Below are 24,538 nucleotides of genomic sequence, written 5' to 3'. Positions count from 1 at the left end.
CACCGTTTCGGATTCGCCTCAGCACGAGGGCGCTCTCGTCGCCGAAATTACGACGACGGCAAGACGGCTGTTCGACAGTCGACGTTCGTTCGAGGGCGATCTCGATGGGTACTCCTCCCTCGGCGGTCTGGAAGCGACAGGTTGGGGTAGTCGGGACTGAAACGGGCGCGTATGGACGCAACAGTTGCGGTGCGGTCGGTCGTGGACGTCGGACCGGACACGGTCGCGGTGACGCTCGACGCTCCCGACGGATTCGACGCGAAACCGGGCCAGTTCGTGAAACTCACCGCCGTCGTCGACGGCGAGGAGGTGTCGCGCTTCTACACCGTTTCCTCACCCGACACCGAGGGAACCTTCGAGACGACCGTCGGCCTCGACGGCGGTCCGTTCTCGGCGTATCTCGCGGACCTGTTCGCGGGCGACGACCTCGAGATGAGCGGCCCCTTCGGCGACGACTACTACGAGGGTGAGGCGCGCGCGGTCGTCCTTGCGGGCGGGCCGGGCGTCGGCCCCGCCGTCGCCATCGCGGAGGCGGCTATCGCCGGGGGCAACGAGGCGGCGGTCGTCTACCGTGACGAGGAGCCTGCACACACCGAGCGACTCGACGCCGTCCGCGAGGCGGGCGCGAGCGTCGTCGTCACCGACGGCGACATCGACGACGCCGTCGCGGAGGCGGTCACGGGCGCGGACGGCGAACAGGCGTTCGTCTACGGCTTCGCCGACTTCGTCGACGAGGCGGTCGCGGCGCTGGAAGACGCAGGCTACGCGGGCGAGCCAAAAGTCGAGAACTTCGGATAGCTGAGGCGACCGTCCTGCGGACGCGATGCCGCCGGCCGCTCGGCCGCTCAGATCAGACAGCCGCCGTCGAAGTCGGCCCGGGCGTACTCCACGTCCATCAGGTCGAGGATGGTCGGCGCGATGTCGAGTAAGTCCGCTTCGACAATGTTCGCGTCGGGGTCGTCGACGAACAACGTCGCGTTCTCGAAGCTGTGCATCCCGTTTCGGGGGCCCGTCGAGAAGACGCCGTCGTCGTGCGGCTTGAACTTCGCCTTCAGGTCGAAGCCGTGGTTCGGGATGATGACCAGGTCCGGCGCGATGTCGTCGTGGTCGCCGCGGAACGCCTCTTCTTTCGCGACGACGCGCTGAGCGACGGGCTTGCCGTTCGGTCCCTCCAGCGCCTCGATGTCGGCTTTCAGTTCGGCACGAACCGCCTCGTAGTCCGCCTGTGGGACGGAGCCACGCGGTTCGCGCCCCTCGAGGTTGAGGTAGAGGCGACCGGGGATGAGCGAGTACGCGCGCGTGGCGTCGCTGATGTCGGCGAGTTCCTCGTGGTCGTCGCCGTCGAACGAGAGCCACCCCTCGTCTTGGAGCCACTGGTTGATGTCTACCTCGTAGTCTTGGACGGTGAAGCCGTGGTCGGAGGCGACGACGAGTGTGACGTCCTCGGGCAGTTGCTCGCGGATCTGGCCGACGTAGTCGTCGACCTTCTCGTAGAACTCCATGAACTCCTCGTAGTACTCTCCCTCCTCGGCGTAGTCTTTGAACAGGAAGTGGTTCACCCGGTCGGTCGTCATGAAGACACCGAAGAACAGGTCCCAGTCGTCTTGGTCGATGTAGTGGGTGAACGCCTCGAAGCGCCTGTCGAGCGTCTCGTGGCTGACGTCGAGGAACTCGGATTTGTCGTCTTGGTGGCCGAGTTTGGCGTTGGTGTCGATGCGGTAGTCGATGGACTCGAGGTACTCACGCAGGTCGTCCGGGTAGGCGGCCTTGTCGACGCCCGGCGAGAGGAACCCCGACACCATCCGCTGGACGTTTCGCTGCGGCGGGAACGTCACGGGGACGTTCATCACCGTCGCGTCGCGCCCGGCCTCGGAGACGCGGTCCCACAGGCGGGTGGCCTGCACGTCCCGACCCATCGGCACGTACGTGTCGTAGCTCCCGACCTCGCGGTCCTGGAACCCGTACACGCCCGTCTCGCCGGGGTTGACGCCGGTCGTGAGGGCGGGCCAACAGGCGGACGACTCCGGTGGCACGATGGAGTCGATGTCGCCCGAGGCCCCTTCCTCGGCGAGGGCAGCGAAGTTCGGGAACCGATCCGGGTGATCCTCCAACAGCGAGTGCGGCACCCCGTCGATGCCGATGAAGGCGACACGAGGATCGTCGTCCCCGCGTAGCCGATCGAACAGTCCCATACCGTGGGCTTCCGTCGGGGTAGGTAAAGTAATTCAGGTTCTTCGCGGCGCTGTCATAATACCTTCCTCGGCGACGGCCGTCGAGTCGCGACCGCGTCCGGATACTGCGTCCCGGTATCGTTTTGCGGCCCCCGGCCACAGCATCGCTCGATGGCAGACGCCGAGGCCGGAGAGGCAGAACCGGACCCGTTCGACGCATTCCGGCAGTTCCTCGCGCTTCCGCGCGACGTGTTCGTCCTCTCGATTGCGATGTTCGCGTTCAGCCTCGGCTTTCAGGCGACGGGGCGCTATCTCCCGCAGTACCTCGCCGTCCTCGGTGCCTCTAGCCTCGCACTCGGCGCGTTTGGCTCCGTCGGCAACCTCGTCTCTGCAGTGTTTCCGTACCCCGGCGGGGCGCTCTCTGATCGGCTGGGGTCGCGCACGTCGCTGACGCTGTTCGGGTTCGCGTCGACGCTCGGCTTCCTCGTGTGGTGGGCGGCCGACCCGTTCCGCGACGTGGCCGTCGGCCCGACGAACCTCGCGGTCGTCCTCGTGTTTCTCGGCCTGTTTCTCTCGCAGGCGTGGAAATCGTTCGGCCTCGGCGCGACGTTCGCCGTCGTCAAACAGTCAGTGTCGCCGGACCGCCTCGCCTCGGGATTCGCCGCCACCGAGACGTTCCGGCGGACGGCGTTCCTCTTGGGACCGCTCGTCGCCGCGGCGGTGCTGTCTGCCTACACGTTCACCGAGGGGTTCCGTCTCGTCTTGCTCGGCGCGGCCGCGGTCGGCGCGGTCGCCACCGTCGCGCAGTACCGCCTGTACGACGCCTCGAACGACTCGTTCGGCAAGTCGTTCGAGGGTGTCGAGACGGTGCTCGCGGACCTGCGCTCGCTCCCCGAGACGCTCCGGCCACTGCTCGTCGCAGACACGCTCGTTCGGTTCGCGAACGGGATGGTGTACGTGTTCTTCGTGCGCGTCGTCGTCGACGTGTTCGCCGTCGGCGCGACCCTCCCCGCCGTCGGCACGCTCTCGCCGGAGGCGTACTTCGGCGTCCTCCTCGGCGTCGAGATGGCCGTCGCGCTGGTGACGATGGTACCAGTCGCACGGCTCTCGCGGTCGGTCGGCCTGAAGCCGGTCGTCGCGCTCGGGTTCGCCGTGTACGCACTGTTCCCCGCGCTACTCATCGTCGCGCCGCCGGACGCGACGGTACTCGCGCTGTTGTTCGCGTTCTCCGGGCTGCGATTCGCCGGCCTCCCCGCGCACAAGGCGCTCATCGTCGGCCCCGCCGCCGCCGACGCCGGCGGGCGCGTCACGGGGACGTACTACCTCGTCCGCAACGTCATCGTCATCCCGAGCGCCCTCGCCGGCGGGTGGCTGTACGGGCGTGACCCAGTCCTCGCGTTCGGCCTCGCCAGCGTCATCGGCGTCGTCGGCGTCGCGTACTTCCTCCTGCGCGGGCGAGAGTTCCACGCGTACGCCGGGTGAGCGGTGTCGACCGACTCGGGGTCACAACTGCATCCTCGACCGACGCCGATGGGGATTTGAAGCGCCGGGTCCTACCAGTCGTCGTGAGCGAGGAGTCACTCGATGCCGGCGACGCGACCGGGAGCGACGCCGGTGACGACCGCTCGGACCCGAGCGAGGCGACGCCCGAGCGACCACCGATAACCGGCCTACTGGAGACGCTGTCGGTCAAGCGCAACGCCCTCGTCGGCGTCGGCGTCGGCGTCGCCCTCGCGGTGACGGTGTATCTCGTGCGGGCGCTGGAACTGCTCGGCCCCGCCGCTGGAACCCGTGAGTACCCCATCCTGGGCCCTGAGGGGTTCTTCCTCCTGCTCGCGGTCGTGTTGGCGTCCGCGACGGCGCTGTTCGTCGCCTCGATGCTGACGCTCGTCGCTGCGATTCGCGCGATTCGGCAGGTCTCCGCCGAGTGACGCGAGTGCTGTTATTGCCGTCTGCCCGAGCGTAACCGCCATTAGTGTGCGGTGCGTGTCCTATTCGCATGGCCGCCTTCACGGCCGACCCGGTCGTCCGTCTGCTGTTGACGGGCGTGCTGTGTCTCGTCCCGACGGTCGCGTTCCTCGGACTGCTCAGACTGCTCGACCGCCTCCGCAACGACGTCCTCGTCGAACACACGATGCGGATGGCCGCCGAGGAGGGCGCGACCTCTGATCTGGTCGTGTCCCGGTTCGATCCGGCGCTGGCGCTCGCCGCGGGTTCGGGGTCGGGAGAAAACGCGTCCGACGACGGCGACGAGTGGGGCGACCCGTCGCCGAAGCGACGGCTGGTGTTGTGTTCGGAGTGTGCGACGCTACGCTCGGGCCGGCCGGGGTCGTGTCCCTCCTGCGGTGCGCCGTTGGAGGCCGACGACCCCGACGGCGGCGCGCCTCGATAGCCGTCGGTCGCGGTCGCTCGCTCAGTCCACGTCGAACGCTTCGGGAGCGCCCACCAACTCCGAGAGCCGTTCGGCCCCCGCCCGGGTCCCCTTCGCGATGATCACGTCGCCGGCGCGGAGCGTGGTCGTCGGGCCGGGCGAGACGACCCACTCGCCGTCCTCACCGTCGTCGTCTCCGTCACCATCTTCGCTGTCTCCGCCGCTCTCGTCGTGGTTGTGGTCGCCGTGTTCTCCGGCGTCGCGGCCGCGACGGACGGCGATGACGCGCATTCCGGTCTGTGTCTTCACCTCCCGGTCGCCCAGCGTCGTGTTCGCCAGCGCCGATCCGTCCGTGACGACGAGGCGAACGATCACCTCGTCGGACTCCTCGACGGCCTCGGCGACGACCGGGTGGGCGTCGAGGCCGCGGAGGACGCCCTCGCTGATCTCGAGAGCGGCGTCGCTGATCACCTCCGTCGCGGACGCGAGGTGGACGAGCCCGCGGAGACTCACGGGGTCGTCGACGCGAGCGGCCGCCTGGAGCGTCCACGCCTCGAACCGTGACTTGAGTGCGTCCACCTCCGCCTCCAGTTCCGCCACCTCCTCGGCGACGCCGCGGCTGTCGAACAACACCGCGCCGTAGGCCAGGTCCACCGCGAGTTCGCTCATATTCTTCATCAACACGATGGAGTCGACGGCACGCTCCAGATCCGCGACCGTCGGATCCGGCGCCTCGGGCGACTCGTACGGTTCGCCCGCCGCCGTCTCGTACACGGTCTGCAGGCCAGTCTCGTAGCCGCGCAGGATCAGCGTGTCGCCCGCACGGAGCGTCGTCTCTCGGTCGGGGTTGGTGATCCACCGCTGCTTACCGGTCGCTTGGTCGCGGCGGACGGCGATGACGCGCACGCCCGTCTCCGTCTCCAGGTTCAGATCACCGAGCGTCTGCCCGGCGTACGCCGAGTCGTCGGTGACTGGTGCGCGAACGAGCGTCTCGACGGCCTCGGGGAGCGCCGCCCGCATCGCCTCCGGCAGGCCCACCTCGTCCAACACGACCTTCGCGATGTCGCCGGCGGCGTTGCTGATCTTCTCGGCCGCGCCGACCATTCCCAACACCGGCGCGAGGTCTTCGACGTCTTCGGGTGAGCGAGCGGCCATCATCACGCTCATCCGCGCCTGCAGTTGGAGGACGTCCATCCGCGACTCCAGCGTCAGCACCTCCGCGGCGAGGTCCGGGCTTCCGTGGAGGACCGCCGAGTACGACAGGTCGATGAGCAGTTCCGCGGTGTCTTTCATCTCGGCCAACACGGCCTTCACGCTCACCGGCTCGTACTCGACTGGCTCGTCTCCGTGCATCGGGTCATAGTCCGATTCGCGGGGATGGTGGAAAAAGGGTTGCCCGAGTCGTGCGGCCCGAGAGCGTGGCGACCCCCGAGGCCGTTCCCTACTCGTCGCCGCCGCGGAACAGCCGATAGGAAGTCCGCCCGACGGCGACGTCCTTCTGCTCGCCGTCGGGTGCGACGCTGGAGACGAGCGTGTCGGTGAAGCCCATCGACCCACCCGCTCGGAGTACCTCGGCTTCGACGCGGAGGTCGTTCGTCGCCGGGCGGAGGTAGGTGACGTTCAGGTCCGTCGTCGCCAGCGACCCGGTCGTCGGGTCGTCGAACGTCGACCGGAGGGCGAACCCCGAGGCGGTGTCGACGAGGGTCGCCGCGATGCCGCCGTGGATAGAGCCGACCGGCGACCCGGGGTTGACGAGTTTCTCGTCGTACGGGACGGACATCACGATGCGGCCGCGGTCGAGTTCCTCGACGGTGAGGTCGAGCCACGAGAGGAAGCCGTGGCTCTCGATGAACGTCTCCAGCAACTCCACGTGGTCGGCGTCGATGTGGTCGCCGTGGTCGTGGTCGGCAGTCATGTACCGAGAGGGAACAGCGGCCCACTTCACCGTTCGGTTCCGGGTCGCAGGAGAGCGAGGCCGTCGTCGAGTACGTCTGTGGCCGTTCCGATCAGTCGTCGCCGCGGTCGCGGTCCGCGTCGGTGTTAGTGGTGTTAGTGTCGCCGTCTGGTTCGACGTCGCCGACGGCGGCACCGTCGGCGGCGACGGCAGAGTCTGGCTTCACCGGCGACTCGCGGCCCTCCCCAAAGCCCGCCGAGAGGATGCGCGTGAGCGCCTCCTCAACCCGCTCGTCCGTCTCGGTGAAGTCCTCGGGTTCGACCTCCATCACGAAGCCGGTGGTGATGTTCGGTGCGGTCGGCATAAACACCACCTCGCGGCCGTCTCTGGTCGTCTTCCCCGTCTTGAACGCCGTCATCCGCATCCCGTTCCACGGTTCGAGTTTCACCGGCGTCTGGAGGTCTTCCGTGCCGGTGAGTGCCGTCTCGACGGCGAGTTTCGAGGCGTTGTAGATCACTCGGAGACCGGGCACACGATTGATCGCGTCGTCGAGCATCCCCTCCGCGAACCGACCGGCCGTCGTCCGCATCAGGTAGCCCGCGGAGAACACCAACAGCACGAACACCACGAGCGCCGTGATAACTTCGAGGAACTCGTACAGCGGCAGCAACTGCGGGTCCGGGTTCTCCGGGGTGATGGTCGGAACGAACGGGAGCGCGGACAGGAGGTTGTACAGCCAGTTGGCGACGAAGATGATGACGAGCAAAGGGGTGATGACGACCAACCCGCTCGCGAAGTCGCGCTTCCACGTGGACATTCGAGATTCGAGTGGCGATCCGAGACCCGGCCATATCAGCCCTTCTACACGGAGAGGGAATCTCGCAGGTCTGGTCCAGTTGGGATCGCTCGTGCGCGTTCGACCGAACGCAGCGCTCCTCAGACGCCGGCGATCGCGCGAAGCGCGAACAACACGTTCTCTTTGCGCTCGCGCACGCGCCGGTAGAAGTACGAGAACCACTTGTCGCCGTAGGGGGCGTACTGCCACGTCTCGACGCCTTCACTCGCGAGACGGCGCTGTTCGTCCTCGCGCACGCCCATCAGTAACTGCACCTCGTAGTCTGCGCCGTACTCTGCGTGGAGTTCGCTCGCGAACGAGATCATCTTGGGGTCGTGACTGCCGACCGCGATGCCGTCGTCGCGCTCTTTGAACAGGTACTCCAGGTCCTCGCGGTACGCCTCGTTCACCGACGCCTTGTCGGTGTACGCGATGTCGTTCGGCTCATCGTACGCGCCTTTCACCAGCCGGATCTTTCCGGGCACGTCGACGATGCGTTCCAGGTCCTCGCGGGTGCGCCGGAGGTTCGCCTGCACGCACTGGCCGACGCCGCCGTCGAACTCGCGGGCCAACTCCTCGAAGGCGTCGAGCGTGATGTCGGTCGTCTCGTGGTCTTCCATATCACACCAGACGAACACGTCGTGTTCGTCGCCCGCCTCGACGATCCGACGGAAGTTCTCGCGGAACACGTCGGCACCGATGTCGATGCCGAGTTGCGACGGCTTCACCGACACGCACGCGTCCAGGTCGGTGTTCCCGATGTCGCGCACGAGCGAGACGTACGCGTCGGCGTCGGCGTCGGCGTTCTCGCGGTCTGCGTAGTGCTCGCCGAGGAGGTTGAGGATCACCTTCACGCCGTCCTCGTTGTACTGGCGGACGTGGTCGAACGCCGTCGCCGGCGTCTCCCCTGCGACGAACCGGCTGGCGATGGGTGGGATCATGTGGTTGTCAACCCTTGCCGGGCCGTGGTCTTGAGTGTTCAGGAATCGCGTGACTCCGAGGGCGCTGGAACTGTCTCCAGCGGAACATCCTCGGACTTAACTCGCGACGGGGAGCAACGCGGAGTAGATGGCTGAACTCGTGGTCGTCGTCGCGGGCGCGCTCTGGGCGATGTTGCCGGCGTACGTGCCGAACAACGCCGCTGTCCTCGCCGGCGGCGGCGCGCCCATCGACGGCGGACGGACCTGGGGTGGGCGTCGAGTCCTCGGCGACGGGAAGACGTGGCGCGGCACCGCTGTCGGTACCGCGGCCGGTGTCGCACTCGCGTTCGTGTTGAACGCCGTGAACGCGTTCGTGGCTGACACGGCAGGCCTCGCGGCGGGTGCGCTCCCGGTGTTCCCGCCGCTGGCCGCGTTCGGACTCGCGTTCGGCGCGATGCTCGGCGACATCGGCGCGTCGTTCGTCAAGCGTCGCTCGGGTCGCGAACGCGGCGCGGCGTTCCCCGGCTTGGATCAACTCGACTTCGTCGCCGGAGCGTTGGCTGTCGCACTCGTCCTCGCGCCCGCGTGGACGCTCGCGACGTTCACGCTCGAACGACTCGTAGTCGTCCTCGTCGCGACGCCGGTGTTGCACGTCGTCACCAACGTCGGCGCGTACGTCATCGGCGTGAAGAACGAACCGTGGTGAGGGTGTCGAACCGACCGGGCGACGACTCCGACTGAATCACTCCTGAGAATCGGGGCGACGTGGTTTTCACTCGGCCCCGCGGTCGTCACGGTATGAGCGATCCGGACGCCGCGGAGATGCCCGACGCCCCCGACGAAGAGGACGAGGAGCGTCTCTCTCCCCGCGAGTACGTCCGGACGATGTTCCCGAACATCGCGATGGCGTTTATGTTGCTCGCGGCGGCGAGCGTCGCGGGCATCGGCGGCGTCGTCGCCACCGGCCTCGGCGGCGAACCCATCGACCGCCCCGACGGCTTCTCGTTCGGCGTCGACGCCGAAGGAGACGACACGGCCATCGTCATCAGTCACCCAGACGGCGAGGTGCCCTCCGTCGACCGAGTCGTCGTCGTCGACGACGCGGGCACGCGCGTTCCGTGGTCGAGTCTGCGGACCGACACCGGCGAGGCACGCATCACCGGACGGAGCGCACTCGCGTGCCCGACGCAGGGGTCGACGTACCGCGTCGTCTTCGAGGGGCGTGCCGCCGACCACACGGTCGACGCCTACGAAGTGAACGTCCCCGTGCCCGCCAGCGTCGTCCAGCGGTGTGAGGCGGCGAACTGACCGCAACCGCGGACCGATAACCTTTCGCGGGGCCGCCCTCCTCTCGGAGATATGAGCGACACCGACGCGAGCGCCGACCTCATCGCCGCGCTTCGTGACGCCGATGCCGTCCTGTTCGGCGAGTTCGAACTGTCCCACGGCGGGACGAGCGACTACTACGTCGACAAGTACCAGTTCGAGACCGACCCCACCTGCCTCCGCCTCATCGCGGACGCGTTCGCCGACCGCGTCGGCGACGCCAAACTCGCTGGCGTCGCCCTCGGCGCGGTCCCACTCGTCGCCGCCACCGCCGTCGAGACGGACTCGCCGTACGTCATCGTCCGCAAGGCCGCCAAGGAGTACGGCACCGGCAACCGCATCGAGGGTGACCTCGAAGAAGGCGAGGAGGTCGTCGTGTTGGAGGACATCGCGACCACGGGCCAGTCGGCGCTCGACGCCGTCGAAGCACTCCGCGAGGCTGGCGCGGTCGTCGACCGCGTCCTCGTCGTCGTCGACCGCGAGGAGGGCGCGTCGGAACTGCTCGCAGAACACGATATCGAACTGGAGTCTGTACTGACCGCGTCGCGACTCCTCGAAGACCGCTGAGGTCGCGGTCGACTCGCAGACGCGATCCCTCGCTGACTCCTCCGACTCCGATTCTACGGATTCGCCGTTCGACCGTGATGAAGTCGCGCTGGTGTGGTCACACGCTTACGCATATCTGTTGATGCTGAGCCGTTAGCGATTCGAAGTGTTCATACTTGCACGAACGAGCATATGTGTATGAACCGCGCCGAGAAGGCCGCCCTCCAACTGCAGGCGGTCGCCGTGTTGCGCACGCTGAAGGAGACGCGAACGTACGACGAACTCGCCGAGGTGACGGGGCTACCGGCGGGCGACCTGAATCGCTACGTCAACGGCCACGTCCTCCCCGGTGCCGACCGCGCGCAGGAAGTCGTCGGCGGCATCGGTCGGGAGACGCTCGCGGAGGAACTGGAAGCGAGAATCGGCTTCGACGAGGAGGGGTACGTCGATAACTCCGGCGTCGTCTTCGACCAACCGTTCCTCGACCTCGTGGCTCCGGTCGCCGCCGAGTCGTTCGGGTTCGAGACGCCCGACGTGGTGTTGACGGCCGCGACGGACGGCATCACGCTGGGTGCGGCGATGGCGAGTCACTTCGACGCCCGTGTCGCATACGCGAAGAAGTCGAAGGAGACGGCCGTCGAGGAGTTCATCGAGTCGCGCCAACGCCTCGCCTCCGGCATCGAACTCACGTACTACCTCCCCGCCGAGGCCATCGACGCCGGCGAGTCTGTCCTCGTCGTCGACGACCTCATCCGGTCGGGCGAGACGCAGGAACTACTCCTCGACATCGCCCTGCAGGCGAACGCGGAGGTGGCCGGCGTGTTCGCACTCATCGCCGTCGGGGACGAGGGAACCGAACGCGCCAGCGAACTCACCGACGCTCCGGTGGGGGCGTTGACCCGGTTCGACTGACGACCTCTCTGTTTACTGACGGGTATCCGGCAACAAATATCCTCGTTCGTGCATATCTTCTCGCCCGAAAGCCGAATCCTTAAGTAAAATATGCACAAGCGTGCCGGTATGGGGCTGCAACAGCAACTGGCGAACTACTTCGACTTCGACGAACTCGGGACGGACATGCGGACCGAGGTCGTCGCGGGTCTGTCCACGTTCTTGACGATGAGTTACATCGTGTTCGTGAATCCGAGCATCCTCGTCGGCATCGAGGGTGAGAAGCCGGGGATCATTCTCCCGAACACGCCGTACCCACAGACCATCCAGATGGTCGCGGTGGTGACGCTCATCGCCGCGGCGGTGGCGACGCTCATCATGGCACTGTACGCGAAACGGCCGTTCGGGCAGGCACCCGGCCTCGGCCTGAACGCCTTCTTCGCGTTCACCGTCGTCGGGGCACTCGGCGTCCCGTGGCAGACGGCGCTCGCGGCGGTCGTCGTCGAGGGCATTCTGTTCATCATCCTCACCGCTGTCGGGGCGCGTGAGTACGTCATCAACGCGTTCCCGACGCCCGTGAAACTCGCCGTCGGGACGGGTATCGGACTGTTCCTCGCGATCATCGGCCTCGACGCGATGCGCATCGTCGTCGATGACCCGGCGACGCTCATCACGCTCGGTGCAGTCGCCTCCGATCCCATCGCTATCGTCTCCATCGTCGGCCTGTTCTTCACGTTCGGCCTGTACGCCCGTGGCGTCACGGGATCTGTCGTCATCGGTATCCTGTTCACCGCGCTGCTCGGCGGTGTCGTGAAGGCGGCCGGTCTCGCGCCCGACGCGCAACTGCTCGGGAACCTCTCGGCACAGCCGACGTACGATATCTCACCGCTCGCGGGCGCGTTCGTCACCGGCCTGCAGGACGTCGACGCGTTCGTGTTCTCGCTGATCGTGTTCACGTTCTTCTTCGTCGACTTCTTCGACACCGCGGGGACGCTCGTCGGCGTCTCGCAGGTCGCGGGCTTCCTCGACGACGAGGGTGACCTCCCCGACATCGACAAGCCGCTGATGGCCGACGCGGTCGGCACCACTGTCGGCGGGATGCTCGGCACCTCGACGGTCACCACCTACATCGAGTCCGCTGCCGGTGTCGAGGAAGGCGGTCGCTCCGGGATGACCGCGCTCGTCGTCGGTCTGCTGTTCCTCGTCTCGCTGGCGTTCGTTCCGCTGGCCGCGGCAGTTCCGCTGTACGCGAGCCACATCGCGCTGGTCGTCATCGGCATCGTGATGCTTCGCAACGTGGTCGAACTCGCGTGGGACGACCTCACGGTCGCCATCCCCGCCGGGATGACCATCCTCATCATGCCGTTCACGTACTCCATCGCGTACGGCATCGCCGCAGGCATCGTCTCGTACCCGCTCGTGAAACTCGCCGCCGGTCGCGGTGACGAGGTTCGTCCGGGTCACTGGGCGCTGGCGGCGGCGTTCGTCGTCTACTTCTTCGTGCGGACGAGCGGCGTCCTGACCGCGGCGGTCTGAGCGGCGACGCTCGGCACGGAGTACAAGAGTTTTTAGGCCACATCCCAGCGTTATGGTATGTCAGTCACCCTCCCCGTCTCGCGGCGGACGGCCGCGCGGGTGCTCGCGGCCCTCGTGGTCGTGGGCCTGTTCGCGCCCGCCGCCGTGCAGGCGTTCACGCCCGCGGACGCCGGGACGCCCGGCACCGTCGGCCTCGAAGCCGGGACCATCGACCGCGAGGCCAACGGCTCGACCGTCGTCGCGATTCAGGGGTTCCACTTCCAGGGGCAGGGCTCACAGAAGAAGCCCGCCCGTCTCGTGAGCGTCGCCTCGGACGGCGACACCGAGTGGGTGTACAACGGGTCGAACCAGAACGCCCGCTGGTTCTACGACGTCGACCCACTCCCCAACGGTAACCTCCTCGTCGTCGGAACGAACCCCGACGGCACGACCATCGCCGAACTCGACCCCGAGACGCGTGAACCGGTATGGACGGAGCGGTTCGACTTCACCGACACGCACGACGTGGATATGCTCCCCAACGGGGACCTCCTCATCGCGAATATGCGCCAGTGGAACGAGTCGGCCGACCGCTCGGACGACCGCGTCCTCGTGTACAACCGGACGACCGACGAGGTCGTCTGGGAGTGGACGTTCCGCAAGCACTACCCCAACGACACGGACGGCGGCTTCAACGAGGACTGGACGCACGTCAACGACGTCGACCGCATCGCCGAGGGGCAGTACCTCGTCTCGCCGCGCAACTTCGATCAGGCCATCGTGATCAATCGCTCGACGAAGGATATCGACTACCGACTCGGGAGCGACGGGAACCACGACGTGTTGGACGAACAGCACAACCCCGATTGGCTGGTGAGCGAGGACGGCGATCCCACGATCCTCGTCGCCGACTCCGAGAACGACCGCGTCGTCGAGTACGAACTGCGCGACGGTGAGTGGGAACTGACGTGGGAACTCGGCACCGGACAACTGTCGTGGCCGCGTGACGCCGACCGCCTCCCCAACGGCAACACACTCATCGTGGACTCGCTGAACCACCGCGTCATCGAAGTGACGCCGCGCGGTGAAATCGTCTGGGAGTACTACGCGACGTGGGGGCCGTACGACGCCGAACGGGTCGCGACTGGGGACGGGTCGAACGGGCCGACGATGACCGACCAGGGCGTCACTGGCTCGTACCGACTGTACGGGTCTGCCGGCCTCATCGAGGGAACCGGCGACTCGCTGACGTTCTCGGCGGCGGTGCAGAACACGTTCGCCGGGACGGTGGTCTCCGGCCCCGCGACCGAGTTCGCCGATACGTGGTCGGGCGTGACACCGTGGATCCGTCCGGTCTGGATGGGGTCGTGGGCGTTCGCCGGCGTGGTTGCCGGCGCGGTCGTCCTCCTCGGGTGGCTGTTCGGGGAAGTGATCGCCCAGCGCGCACAGATTCGGGCTGGGATGCGCCGAGCAGTCGAGGACGTACGAACGCGATAACCTCGAGACGGCCGCGAACTTCGGGGGAAACCCCCACACGAACGTTCCGCAAACACCTTATATCGACGTGGGCAAACTCACGACGACGAGTACCTATGCCGAGACCCGAAGTTCTCGAACGCGTGAAGGAGGCCGAAGCCGAAGCCGAAGAGATTGTCTCTCAGGCGGAGGCCGACCGCGAGGCGCGTATCTCGGAGGCCCGGACGGAGGCTGACGAGATCCTTGCCGAGGCCGAGGCGGAGGCCGATCGCATCGAGGCCGAACGCCTCGAAGAAGCGCGCGAGGAAATCGAGGAGAAACGTGAGGAGATCATCGCGGAGGGCCGCCGCGAGCGGAAAGCACTCGCGGACGAGGCGACCGAACGTGTCGAGGAGGTCGTCGAGTTCGCAGTGGAACGGTTCGAGGAGGCGGTACATGCTCAGGCCTGAGCAGATGAGCAAGGTCTCGGTGACCGGATCCAAGGCGTACTTGGACTCGGTCGTCGAGACGGTCCACGACATGAACCTCCTCCACGTCACCGAGTACGACGGTGGCTGGGAGGGTTTCGATCAGGGGTCCCCGCAAGCGGAAGCTGAGGGGGCCGCGGACAAACTGGTCACGGTTCGCTCGCTCAAGTCCATCCTCGACGTCGACGACGACGACGCGGGGCCGACCCGCGTCCTCGACGAGGACGAACTGGCGACGGGCGTGGCGGACCTCCGAGACGAGGTCAACGCCCTCGATGACCAGCGCGACGAACTGCGGTCGCAACTGCGCTCCGTCGAAGAGCGCATCGACGCGGTCGAACCGTTCGCGCAACTCGACATCGACCTCGACCTCTTGCAGGGGTACGACTCGCTGCAGGTCGTGGTCGGTGAGGGAGACCGCGACGCAGTCGAGCGAGCGGTCGTCGACGCCACCGACCTCAGCGAGTACGAGGTGTACGGCGACGACGTCCTCGCCGTGTTCGCGCGTCCCGACTCGGACGCCGACGAGGACGCACTGCTCGACGCGTTGGTGAGTGCGGAGTTCGCCGGACTGGACGTGCCCGACGTCGAGGGCGACAACGTCTCGCCCAGCGTTTACATCAGCGAACTCGAGTCCGAGAAAGAGACGCTGGAACGCGAACTCAAGAGCGTCGAGAGCGAACTCGACGCCAAGCGCGAGGAGGCCGCGGGCTTCCTGCTGGCGGCCGAGGAGACGCTCGCAATCGAGGTCCAGAAGGCGGAAGCGCCGCTGTCGTTCGCGACGACGCGCAACGCGTTCGTCGCTGAAGGCTGGATCCCGACCGAACGCTACACCAAGTTCGCGTCTGCGGTGCAGGACGCGGTCGGCAACCACGTCGAGGTCGAAGAACTCGAACAGGCGTCGTTCGGCGCCGACGGCGAAGTGCAGGTCCGCGAGGACGTGCCGCCGTCCGTCGAGGACGCTGGTCCGGAGACGGAGCCGGAATCTGCCGAGAGCAGCGAAGAGCCAACCCGGGCCGTCGCAGACGGCTCCGGTGGCGCGGTCGTGATGCGCAACGACGACCCGCCGGTGATCCAGAAGAACAGCGCCCTCGTCGCACCGTTCGAAGTGTTGGTGCAGGCGGTCGGCCGGCCGAACTACCGCGAGTTCGACCCGTCGCTGATCCTGTTCTTGACCTTCCCGGCGTTCTTCGGGTTCATGATCGGTGACTTCGGGTACGGATTGCTGTACACCGCTATCGGCTACTTCCTGTACTCGAAGTTCGACTCGCCGGCGTTCAAGTCGATGGGCGGCGTCACCATCGCCGCAGGGCTGTTCACCATCCTGTTCGGTATCTTCTACGGGGAGATATTCGGCCTTCACAGCATCTCGACGTACTTCTGGGAGGGCACGGTCGGTCTGTCGAGCGCCCCGATCCACAAGGGCCTCCAGCCGACGGACCTCTACTGGGCACAGGCGTGGCTCGTCGTCTCGACGCTCGTCGCGCTGCTTCACCTGAACATCGGCTACGTCCTCGGGTTCCTTGAGGAACTGGAGTTCCACGGCGCGAAAGCCGCGATCACCGAGAAAGGCTCGTGGCTGCTGGGGATGAACGGCCTCTGGCTGCTCGTGTTCAGTGAGGCCGCCGCCGGCACCGCGCCGGAGTTCATCTACACCGTCTTCGACGGGACGGGAAGCGAGAAGGCAGCGTTCGCGCTCGGCTTCAGCGGCTTCCCGGCCGTCGTCGGTTACCTCGGGTTCGCGATGTTCCTCGTCGGTGCGCTCCTGCTGTTGATCGGTGCGCCCGCCGAGATCCTCGAGATCTTCGACGTGCTGGTGAACGTGCTGAGTTACACCCGGATCGCCGCAGTGCTGCTCGCGAAGGCGGGGATGGCGTTCGTCGTCAACCTCCTGTTCTTCGGGGCGTACGAGCACGACGGCGAGTTCCACTTTATGCTCAGTAACGGCCCCGACTACTACGCCGCAGAGTACGGACGTGAGGCGATTATGTTCGGCGGCCTCGTCCACGGCGGTGCGGCCGCCGTGGTCGGTGGCCTGTTGATCCTCGTGCTCGGGCACATCCTCGTGCTCGCGCTCGGGGTCACCTCTGCCGGCCTGCAGGCCGTCCGTCTGGAGTACTACGAGTTCTTCTCGAAGTTCTTCGACGGCGGCGGTACGGAGTACCTGCCGTTCGGCCACGAGCGACGCTACACCGCCGAGGAGTAGTCCGCTCACGGCCGCGGCTTCACCTGCGTTCGGTGTGACAGAGTCACACACAGCTGCGGCTCCTATCGGCTGTTTTTCACCGTCTCGTCGTTCGCTTTGGGAACCTTTATGCACTCTCTGGGTCCAAACACGACCTGTCCGGAGTTAGGCACCCGCCTACCGAATACCATGCTCGAACTCACATCCGAAATCGGCAACGTTGTACTGCAGGAAGGTAGCAGCTCCCCCGCACTGACCGCCAACGCGGCGGCGGCGCTCGCGGTTGGTCTCGCGGCGTTCGGCGCGGGGTACGCCGAGCGCGGCATCGGTTCGGCCGCGATTGGCGCTGTTGCTGAGGACGACGACCTCTTCGTGTCCGGGCTGATTTTCACCGTCCTCCCGGAGACTCTCGTCATCCTCGCACTGGTCACCATCTTCCTGGTCTAAACCGCCCCCTCCCTTTCCATTATGAGTCTGGAGACAGTCGTCCAAGACATCGAAGACGAGGCCCGCGCGCGTGCAGAGGAAATCCAAGAAGACGCGGAGGAGCGCGCAGCGGAGATCGTCGCCGAGGCCGAGGAGGAGGCCGACGAGATCATCGAGAGCCGGGAACAGGACGTCGAACGACAGATCGAACAGGAGCGCGAACAGACGCTCTCGGCAGCGAAACTGGAGGCGAAACAGCAGCGCCTCGAGGCTCGCCGCGACGTGCTGGCGGACGTCCGCGAGCAGACCGAGGCGGCCATCGCCGACCTCGAGGGTGACGAGCGTGAGGAACTGACCCGCTCGCTGCTCGACGCGGCTGCACCGGAGTTCGACGACAACGAGTCCGTCGCTGTCCACGGTCGCGCCGACGACGAGGAACTCCTCACGGAGATCCTCGCCGACTACGAGGGCTGGTCGTTCGCTGGCGACCGCGAGTGTCTCGGCGGCGTCGTCGTCGAGAGCGAGGAGTCGCGCGTCCGGGTGAACAACACGTTCGACTCGGTGCTTGAGGCCGTCTGGGAAGACAACCTCAAGCAGCTGAGCGACCGACTCTTCGAAGATGAGTAACACCGGCACGTCGAACCCCGAATACGTCAACGCTCGCGTGCGATCGCGCCGAGCCGCGCTATACGAGGTGGACGACTACCGGAAACTCGTCAGGATGAGCCCGGCTGAGATCGCCCGGTTCATGGAGGAATCGCCGGCGTACGAAGAAGAGATCAACGCCCTCGGGTCGCGGTTCTCGGGCGTCGACCTCATCGAGTACGCGCTCAACGCGAGTCTCGCGGAGGACTTCGAGGCCATCTTGAAGTGGTGCGACGGTGCGCTGTACGGCCACGTCGCCCGGTACCTCCGCAAGTTCGACGCGTGGAACATCAAGACCGTGCTGCGCGGCATCTACGCCGACACCGAGCGAGATGCGGTCAACGACGACCTCATTCGAGCGGGCGAGTTCTCAGACCGACTGATCGACCAGTTGCTCGACGCCGGCACCATCGAGGAGGTTGTCGAGCTACTGGCGGGCACCGTGTTCGGGCGCTCGCTGGCCGAGGCGCTCGACGACTACGAGTCGACGGGCGTGCTCGTGCCGCTGGAGAACGCGGTCGACCGCGCGTACTACAGTCTGCTGCGAACCGACGACCTCACTGGTGAGGCGCTCGGCGAGTACCGCGAGTTCCTCGAAGCAGAGATCGACTTCCGTAACGCGATCAACACGCTACGGCTCTCGCGTTCTGGCGCGGACATTGACCCCTCGGAGTACTTCATCGAGGGCGGCGTGCTGTTCTCGGCGGCGGAGTTGACGCAACTCGCGTCCAACACCGACGAGTTGGTCCAGCGCATCCGCGAGTCGCGGTACGGCGACGAACTGTCGTCGGCGCTGTCGGAACTCGAGGAGGCTGACAGCCTCATCGCCTTCGAGCACGCGCTCGAAGCGGCCCTGCTGGAGTACGCGGACTCGCTGGGGCTCGTTCACCCGCTGTCGGTGACGCCGGTGGTGTCGTACGTGCTCGCGAAGGAACGCGAGGTCGACAACATCCGCGCTATCGCGCGTGGCAAGGAGGCCGACCTCTCCCCCGAGGAGATCGAAGACGAACTGGTGATCATATGAGTCAGGAAATCGCGGTCATCGGTAGTCCGGAGTTCACCACCGGGTTCCGACTCGCCGGCGTCCGCAAGTGCGAGAACATTCCCGACGAGGAGAAAGACGAGCGCCTCGACGACGCGGTGGAGTCGACGCTCGCCGACGACAACGTCGGCATCGTGGTGATGCTCGACGAGGACCTCGACCACCTCTCGCGGACTGTCCGTAGAGACGTTGAGGGAAGCGTCGAACCGGTGTTGGTCACGCTCGGCGGCGGCGCCGGGAGCGGCCTACGCGAACAGATCAAGAGAGCCATCGGGATCGACCTGATGGACGAGGACGAGTGAACACATGAGTCAGGCAAGCGAAACCGAACCGACCGAAGGAACCGGACGCATCAACAGCGTGAGCGGCCCGGTCGTGAAGGCCGTCGACCTCGACGCCCGCATGAACGACGTCGTCTACGTCGGCGACGAAGGGCTGATGGGCGAGGTCATCGAGATCGAAGGCGACGTCACGACAATCCAGGTGTACGAGGAGACCTCCGGGGTTGCCCCCGGCGAACCCGTCGAGAACACGGGCGAACCACTCACCGTCGACCTGGGGCCAGGGATGCTGGACGCCATCTACGACGGCGTGCAGCGCCCGCTCGACGTGCTCGAAGAGAAGATGAACAGCGCGTTCCTCGACCGCGGTGTCGACGCGCCCGGCATCGACCTTGAGAAGGAGTGGGAGTTCACTCCCGAGGTCGAGGTCGGCGACGAAGTCGAACCCGGCGACATCGTGGGCGTCGTCCCCGAGACGGTCACCATCGAACACAAGGTGATGGTGCCGCCGGACTACGAGGGTGGCGTCGTCGAGAGCGTCGAAGATGGCGAACTCACCGTCGAAGACCCCGTCGTCACGCTTGAGAACGGCGAGGAGGTCACGATGCGGCAGGAGTGGCCGGTCCGCGAAAAGCGACCGACTATCGAGAAGCGCACCCCGCGCACTCCGCTGGTGTCGGGCCAGCGCATCCTCGACGGCCTCTTCCCCATCGCCAAGGGCGGGACCGCGGCGATTCCGGGGCCGTTCGGCTCCGGGAAGACGGTCACGCAGCACAGCCTCGCCAAGTTCGCCGACGCCGACATCGTCGTCTACGTCGGCTGTGGCGAGCGTGGCAACGAGATGACCGAGGTCATCGAGGACTTCCCCGAACTGGAGGACCCGAAGACGGGCAACTCGCTGATGGCCCGCACCTCGCTCATCGCGAACACGTCGAACATGCCCGTTGCCGCACGCGAGTCGTGCGTGTACACCGGCATCACCATCGCGGAGTACTACCGCGACATGGGGTACGACGTGGCGCTTATGGCCGACTCCACCTCGCGGTGGGCGGAGGCGATGCGCGAGATCTCCTCCCGTCTGGAGGAGATGCCCGGTGAGGAGGGGTACCCCGCGTACCTCGCCGCGCGCCTCGCAGAGTTCTACGAGCGCGCCGGCTACTTCGAGAACATCAACGGATCCGAAGGCTCCGTCTCGGTCATCGGCGCGGTCTCGCCGCCCGGCGGCGACTTCTCCGAGCCGGTCACGCAGAACACCCTGCGTATCGTCAAGACGTTCTGGGCGCTCGACGCCGACCTGGCCGAGCGCCGCCACTTCCCAGCGATCAACTGGAACGAGTCGTACTCGCTGTACCAGGATCAGCTGGACCCGTGGTTCAAGGAGAACGTCGCCGAGGACTGGCCCGAGAGGCGGCAGTGGGCCGTCGACACGCTCGACGAGGAGGGCGAACTCCAAGAGATCGTCCAGCTCGTCGGGAAGGACGCCCTGCCCGAGGACCAGCAGCTCACCCTCGAGGTCGCGCGCTACCTGCGTGAGGGCTACCTCCAGCAGAACGCGTTCATCGACGTGGACATGTACTGTCCGCCCGAGAAGACGTACGCGATCCTCTCGACGATCCAGACGTTCAACGACGAGGCGTTCGACGCGCTCGACGCTGGTGTACCCATCGAGGACGTCACCAACATCGACGCGGCGCCGAAGCTCAACCGCATTGCGACCCAGGAAGACTGGGAAGCGTTCGTGGAGGAGCTCGAAGCCGACATCACCGAGCAGATCCGCTCGCTCTACTGAACCATGAAAGAGTACCAAACCATCACGGAAGTCAGCGGCCCGCTGGTGTACGCCGAGGTCGACGAACCCATCGGCTACGACGAGATCGTCGAGATCGAGACGCCGAGCGGCGAGACGAAGCGCGGTCAGGTCCTCGAATCCGAGGACGGCATCGTCGCCATCCAGGTGTTCGAGGGAACCACCGGCATCGACCGCAACGCCTCGGTCCGATTCCTGGGCGAGACGCTGAAGATGCCCGTGACCGAGGACCTGCTCGGCCGCGTGCTCGACGGCTCCGGTAACCCCATCGACGGCGGCCCGGAGATCGTCCCCGACGAGCGCCGGAACATCGTCGGCGCGGCGATCAACCCGTACAGCCGCGAGTACCCCGAGGAGTTCATCCAGACGGGCGTCTCGGCCATCGACGGGATGAACACGCTCGTCCGCGGTCAGAAGCTCCCGATCTTCTCGGGCTCCGGGCTCCCGCACAACGACCTGGCGCTGCAGATTGCGCGGCAGGCGACCGTGCCGGAGGAGAACTCCGAGGACGGCGAGGAGACGGAGTTCGCAGTCATCTTCGGTGCGATGGGCATCACGCAGGAGGAGGCCAACGAGTTCATGGACGACTTCGAGCGCACCGGCGCACTGGAGCGTTCGGTCGTCTTCATGAACCTCGCGGACGACCCCGCAGTCGAGCGGACGGTCACACCGCGCCTGGCGCTCACCACCGCCGAGTACCTCGCGTTCGACAAGGGGTACCACGTGCTCGTCGTCCTGACAGACATGACGAACTACTGTGAGGCGCTTCGTGAGATCGGTGCCGCCCGCGAGGAGGTGCCCGGACGCCGTGGCTACCCCGGGTACATGTACACCGACTTGGCGCAACTGTACGAGCGCGCCGGTCGCCTCAAGGACCGTGACGGCTCCGTCACGCAGATTCCCATCCTCACGATGCCGGGTGACGACGACACGCACCCGATCCCCGACCTGACGGGGTACATCACGGAGGGGCAGATTATGATGGACCGTCCCCTGCACAGCCAGGGCATCAAGCCGCCAGTGAACGTGCTGCCCAGCCTGTCGCGCCTGATGGACGACGGTATCGGCGAGGGACTCACCCGCGCGGACCACGCCGACGTCTCCGACCAGATGTACGCGGCGTACGCGGAGGGTGAAGACCTGCGCGACCTCGTGAACATTGTCGGTCGCGAGGCGCTGTCGGAGCGTGACAACAAGTACCTCGACTTCGCGGACGCGTTCGAGGAGCAGTTCGTCCAGCAGGGCTTCGACACGAACCGTACCATCGACGAGACGCTCGAACTCGGCTGGGACCTCCTGTCGACGCTGCCGAAGGAGGAACTCAACCGCGTCGACGAGGACCTCATCGAGGAACACTACCGCGAGGACGTCTCGGCCGGCGCCGAGGCCGAGGAAGTCTCCGCGGACTGATACCGACGGCGCACGTCGCCTATCTTCTTTCGAGCCACTCCGGTCGGGAGCCGCGGCGCTCGGCGTCGTTACGCTCGGTCGTCCGCCACGCCGAGTCCGCCGTCGCGTGCGTACGCGACGACGTGTTCGTACTGGAGGCCGCAGTCGTCGACGACGCAGTCCGACGCCAGACCCGGCAGCAGCCCCGTCTCCGTCTCGTAGGTCGTACACGCGATCCGATAGCGGTCGCGCTCACGAACGGGGTCACCGTCGACAGTGAGGTTGTCGACGTCTGCGCGGGCCCAGACGACGTGGCCGTGTGTGTCGTCGAGCGGGTCGCGGCAGGTCCGTAGCGCCGCACGGAGGTCCGCGCCGGCCACGTCGACGGCGACGAGGTGCGACTCGAACGGGACCGTCCCGACGAGGTGTCGTTCCTCCACGTCGGCGGGGAGCGGTTCGCGGACCGCCGCCGAGACGGCCAAGCCGGCGTCAGCGTCCGCTCGCACTCGGTAGGCATCGGCGACGAACCGGACGACATCGGACTGTTCGACACCCTCGGATAGTTGAGCGACTCGGTCGTCGAGGCTGGTTTCGGCGTGTCGCCTCCGATAGGCGTCGGCGACGTCGCCAGCGGCGTCGACGCCGGCCGTCTCGACGATCCGGGCGTCCGGCCGGTCGCCAAGCGCCACGTGGACCACGTCGCGACCGCCGCCGTCGCCGCGGGCGAGGAGCGTCCCTTCGACCCGAGCGACTCGACACTCGTGGAGGTGGCCACCCACCACAGCGTCTGCGTCGGTTCCGCGGGCGATGTCGCGGTCGCGTGCGCCGCAGTGTGAGAGGACGACCGCACGGTCGACACCTCGGTCCCGGAGCGCCGTCAGTTCCCGTCGGGCGGCCTCGACGGGGTCGGTGAACTCGACGTCTCGAACCGCCCGACAGATGTCGGGGGTCTTCGGGTGACAGACGCCAACGACACCGACCGTCTCGTCGGCGGCATCGAGAACGGTGCTGCCAGGCAAATCGACTGCGGGCACGTTCGCCGCCAGCCAGTCACCGGGTGTCGCGGCGACGAACTCGGCGAGGGTTCCGAGTCCCTCGTCGAAGTCGTGGTTACCGGGGACGTGGGCGTCGGGGGCGACCGCGTCGTGGAAGGCGACCGCCTCGGTCCGACCGCGGTCGGAGACGACCGCGAGCGCACCCATCGCGGTCGTGTCTCCCGCGTCGAGGAGGAGGGTCCGGTCATCGCGGCCACCGACGGTCGCGGCGAGGCGGCCGATCCGGTCGGGGTGGTCGAAGGCGGTCTCGACGTCGTGGACCGCGAGGACCGCGGGTGAGTGGGACACAGGATACCTGCGGCTGCCCGACACAAAACCGTTCCTCGCAGGGTCGACTAACAAGCATTAACACCCTCGCCGCGCAATCTCCGCGCAAGACTATGGCGGAGGACGTCAAGCCGACCCGGAAGAACCTGATGGAGATCGAGGATCGTATCGATCTGTCTGAGCGAGGCCACGACACGCTCGAACAGAAGCGAGACGGCCTCATTATGGAGTTCATGGACATCCTCGACCAGGCACAGGACGTCCGCGACGAACTCGAGACCAACTACGACACCGCCCAAGAGAAGATCAACAAGGCCCGTGCGATGGAGGGTGACGTGGCCGTCCGCGGCGCGGCGGCGGCGCTGAAAGAACACCCCGAGATCACGACCCAGTCGAAGAACATTATGGGCGTGGTCGTCCCGCAGATCGAATCGTCGAAGGTGCGGAAGAACCTCGACGAGCGTGGCTACGGCCTCCTTGGCTCCTCGGCACGGATCGACGAGGCGGCGGATGCCTACGAGGAACTGCTAGAGTCGATCATCCTCGCCGCCGAGGTGGAGACGGCGATGAAGAAGATGCTCAAAGAGATCGAGACGACGAAGCGCCGCGTCAACGCACTGGAGTTCAAACTCCTGCCCGAACTCAACAAGAACAAGGACTACATCGAGCAGAAACTCGAAGAACAGGAGCGCGAAGAGATCTTCCGCCTCAAGAAGATCAAAGCCAAAAAGGAAGAAGAGGAGAAGGCCGAGGAGGAAACCGCCGCGAAGGAAGCGGCCGCCGAGGTCGTTGAGGCCGGCGTCGTCGAAAGCGACGACTGAACCGCCGCCGTTCTCTCGTCCGTTCTCGTTTTCGGTCTCGCGTTTCCCGCTTGTGCACTCGTCGTACGCGTTCGACGCTCGCGACTACGTGCGCCGCGAACGCCGCGGCACTCAGTGCCAGCCAGCATACCGTCTCGGTACACCCGCTGTCACTTCGCGAGTCACAAACCACCGTAACCCGTGCGTTTACGGTGGATGAGTAGTACCG

Annotated in this window: 24 protein-coding genes and 1 pseudogene; 19 read left to right on the top strand and 6 right to left on the bottom strand. The window is 66.5% G+C overall.

Features of this window, described 5'->3' with window-relative positions; genetic code table 11:
- Positions 1 to 171: 171 nt before the first annotated feature.
- Positions 172 to 798 (top strand): FAD-dependent oxidoreductase, encoded by a 627-nt coding sequence (locus P0D77_RS13920; RefSeq protein ID WP_277553704.1) that lies wholly within the window; start codon positions 172 to 174, stop codon positions 796 to 798.
- Positions 799 to 845: 47 nt separating this feature from the next.
- Here the strand turns inward: P0D77_RS13920 and P0D77_RS13915 are convergent, their stop codons facing one another.
- Entirely contained in the window at positions 846 to 2,192 is a 1,347-nt protein-coding gene (locus tag P0D77_RS13915; RefSeq protein WP_277553703.1) for an alkaline phosphatase family protein, read from the bottom strand.
- A gap of 138 nt (positions 2,193 to 2,330) precedes the next feature.
- On the opposite strand from P0D77_RS13915, the pseudogene P0D77_RS13910 reads away from it, so the two are divergent.
- The 3 genes and pseudogenes from P0D77_RS13910 to P0D77_RS13900 form a co-directional block, all read left to right on the top strand.
- Positions 2,331 to 3,653: pseudogene (locus tag P0D77_RS13910) on the top strand (MFS transporter); the annotation flags it as partial.
- 179 nt (positions 3,654 to 3,832) lie between these two features.
- On the top strand, positions 3,833 to 4,102 hold the full coding sequence (locus P0D77_RS13905) for a DUF7536 family protein (RefSeq protein WP_277555809.1): 270 nt from the start codon (positions 3,833 to 3,835) through the stop codon (positions 4,100 to 4,102).
- 68 nt (positions 4,103 to 4,170) lie between these two features.
- The gene (locus P0D77_RS13900; RefSeq protein ID WP_277553702.1) at positions 4,171 to 4,563 is read left to right on the top strand and encodes a hypothetical protein; all 393 of its coding nucleotides are present in this window, start codon (positions 4,171 to 4,173) and stop codon (positions 4,561 to 4,563) included.
- A gap of 21 nt (positions 4,564 to 4,584) precedes the next feature.
- On the opposite strand, the gene P0D77_RS13895 is transcribed toward P0D77_RS13900, so the two are convergent.
- The 4 genes from P0D77_RS13895 to P0D77_RS13880 form a co-directional block, all read right to left on the bottom strand.
- Complete coding sequence (locus tag P0D77_RS13895) at positions 4,585 to 5,895, bottom strand: potassium channel family protein (RefSeq protein ID WP_277553701.1); 1,311 nt, start codon at positions 5,893 to 5,895, stop codon at positions 4,585 to 4,587.
- A gap of 88 nt (positions 5,896 to 5,983) precedes the next feature.
- The gene (locus P0D77_RS13890) at positions 5,984 to 6,457 is read right to left on the bottom strand and encodes a PaaI family thioesterase (protein WP_277553700.1); all 474 of its coding nucleotides are present in this window, start codon (positions 6,455 to 6,457) and stop codon (positions 5,984 to 5,986) included.
- Between the two features lie 91 nt (positions 6,458 to 6,548).
- On the bottom strand, positions 6,549 to 7,253 hold the full coding sequence (locus P0D77_RS13885) for a DUF502 domain-containing protein (protein ID WP_277553698.1): 705 nt from the start codon (positions 7,251 to 7,253) through the stop codon (positions 6,549 to 6,551).
- Between the two features lie 119 nt (positions 7,254 to 7,372).
- A complete protein-coding gene (locus P0D77_RS13880) occupies positions 7,373 to 8,212 on the bottom strand; it encodes a proline dehydrogenase family protein (RefSeq protein ID WP_277553697.1) in 840 nt (279 codons plus the stop codon).
- A gap of 127 nt (positions 8,213 to 8,339) precedes the next feature.
- On the opposite strand from P0D77_RS13880, the gene P0D77_RS13875 reads away from it, so the two are divergent.
- From P0D77_RS13875 to P0D77_RS13810, 14 genes are all read left to right on the top strand, one after another.
- The gene (locus P0D77_RS13875) at positions 8,340 to 8,897 is read left to right on the top strand and encodes a CDP-2,3-bis-(O-geranylgeranyl)-sn-glycerol synthase (protein WP_277553696.1); all 558 of its coding nucleotides are present in this window, start codon (positions 8,340 to 8,342) and stop codon (positions 8,895 to 8,897) included.
- A gap of 92 nt (positions 8,898 to 8,989) precedes the next feature.
- Complete coding sequence (locus P0D77_RS13870) at positions 8,990 to 9,499, top strand: hypothetical protein (protein ID WP_277553695.1); 510 nt, start codon at positions 8,990 to 8,992, stop codon at positions 9,497 to 9,499.
- Between the two features lie 51 nt (positions 9,500 to 9,550).
- Positions 9,551 to 10,084 carry an orotate phosphoribosyltransferase gene (gene pyrE / locus P0D77_RS13865; protein ID WP_277553694.1) on the top strand — a complete coding sequence of 178 codons (534 nt, stop codon included), beginning with the start codon at positions 9,551 to 9,553 and terminating at the stop codon, positions 10,082 to 10,084.
- A 177-nt stretch (positions 10,085 to 10,261) separates the two neighbouring features.
- Positions 10,262 to 10,975, top strand: a complete 714-nt coding sequence (locus tag P0D77_RS13860) for a phosphoribosyltransferase family protein (RefSeq protein WP_277553693.1) — start codon at positions 10,262 to 10,264, stop codon at positions 10,973 to 10,975.
- A 108-nt stretch (positions 10,976 to 11,083) separates the two neighbouring features.
- On the top strand, positions 11,084 to 12,490 hold the full coding sequence (locus P0D77_RS13855) for an NCS2 family permease (RefSeq protein ID WP_277553692.1): 1,407 nt from the start codon (positions 11,084 to 11,086) through the stop codon (positions 12,488 to 12,490).
- 57 nt (positions 12,491 to 12,547) lie between these two features.
- Positions 12,548 to 13,966: an aryl-sulfate sulfotransferase gene (locus tag P0D77_RS13850; protein ID WP_277553691.1), complete on the top strand. Its 1,419-nt coding sequence runs from the start codon at positions 12,548 to 12,550 to the stop codon at positions 13,964 to 13,966.
- A gap of 95 nt (positions 13,967 to 14,061) precedes the next feature.
- The gene (ahaH, locus tag P0D77_RS13845; RefSeq protein ID WP_277553690.1) at positions 14,062 to 14,394 is read left to right on the top strand and encodes an ATP synthase archaeal subunit H; all 333 of its coding nucleotides are present in this window, start codon (positions 14,062 to 14,064) and stop codon (positions 14,392 to 14,394) included.
- Positions 14,381 to 16,618 carry a V-type ATP synthase subunit I gene (locus tag P0D77_RS13840; RefSeq protein WP_277553689.1) on the top strand — a complete coding sequence of 746 codons (2,238 nt, stop codon included), beginning with the start codon at positions 14,381 to 14,383 and terminating at the stop codon, positions 16,616 to 16,618. The genes ahaH and P0D77_RS13840 overlap by 14 nt, the downstream gene beginning before the upstream one ends.
- A gap of 168 nt (positions 16,619 to 16,786) precedes the next feature.
- Positions 16,787 to 17,044, top strand: coding sequence for a hypothetical protein (locus P0D77_RS13835; protein ID WP_277553688.1), 258 nt, complete (start codon positions 16,787 to 16,789; stop codon positions 17,042 to 17,044).
- A gap of 21 nt (positions 17,045 to 17,065) precedes the next feature.
- Entirely contained in the window at positions 17,066 to 17,650 is a 585-nt protein-coding gene (locus P0D77_RS13830) for a V-type ATP synthase subunit E (RefSeq protein WP_277553687.1), read from the top strand.
- Complete coding sequence (locus P0D77_RS13825; protein WP_277553686.1) at positions 17,643 to 18,692, top strand: V-type ATP synthase subunit C; 1,050 nt, start codon at positions 17,643 to 17,645, stop codon at positions 18,690 to 18,692. Before P0D77_RS13830 ends, P0D77_RS13825 begins: the two co-directional genes overlap by 8 nt.
- Positions 18,689 to 19,012, top strand: coding sequence for a V-type ATP synthase subunit F (locus P0D77_RS13820; protein WP_277553685.1), 324 nt, complete (start codon positions 18,689 to 18,691; stop codon positions 19,010 to 19,012). Before P0D77_RS13825 ends, P0D77_RS13820 begins: the two co-directional genes overlap by 4 nt.
- Positions 19,013 to 19,016: 4 nt before the next feature.
- Positions 19,017 to 20,780, top strand: a complete 1,764-nt coding sequence (locus P0D77_RS13815) for an ATP synthase subunit A (RefSeq protein ID WP_277553684.1) — start codon at positions 19,017 to 19,019, stop codon at positions 20,778 to 20,780.
- Positions 20,781 to 20,783: 3 nt separating this feature from the next.
- The gene (locus P0D77_RS13810) at positions 20,784 to 22,208 is read left to right on the top strand and encodes an ATP synthase subunit B (protein WP_277553683.1); all 1,425 of its coding nucleotides are present in this window, start codon (positions 20,784 to 20,786) and stop codon (positions 22,206 to 22,208) included.
- A 68-nt stretch (positions 22,209 to 22,276) separates the two neighbouring features.
- On the opposite strand, the gene P0D77_RS13805 is transcribed toward P0D77_RS13810, so the two are convergent.
- On the bottom strand, positions 22,277 to 23,530 hold the full coding sequence (locus P0D77_RS13805; protein ID WP_277553682.1) for a 5'-nucleotidase C-terminal domain-containing protein: 1,254 nt from the start codon (positions 23,528 to 23,530) through the stop codon (positions 22,277 to 22,279).
- A gap of 92 nt (positions 23,531 to 23,622) precedes the next feature.
- Between P0D77_RS13805 and P0D77_RS13800 the strand changes: the two genes are divergently transcribed.
- The gene (locus P0D77_RS13800; RefSeq protein WP_277553681.1) at positions 23,623 to 24,330 is read left to right on the top strand and encodes a V-type ATP synthase subunit D; all 708 of its coding nucleotides are present in this window, start codon (positions 23,623 to 23,625) and stop codon (positions 24,328 to 24,330) included.
- Positions 24,331 to 24,538 lie beyond the last annotated feature (208 nt).

This window comes from Halobaculum limi (assembly GCF_029490015.1).
Taxonomy (GTDB): domain Archaea; phylum Halobacteriota; class Halobacteria; order Halobacteriales; family Haloferacaceae; genus Halobaculum; species Halobaculum limi.
Note: the sequence above shows the minus strand (reverse complement) of the source record. Positions and strands in the feature narration are given on the sequence as shown.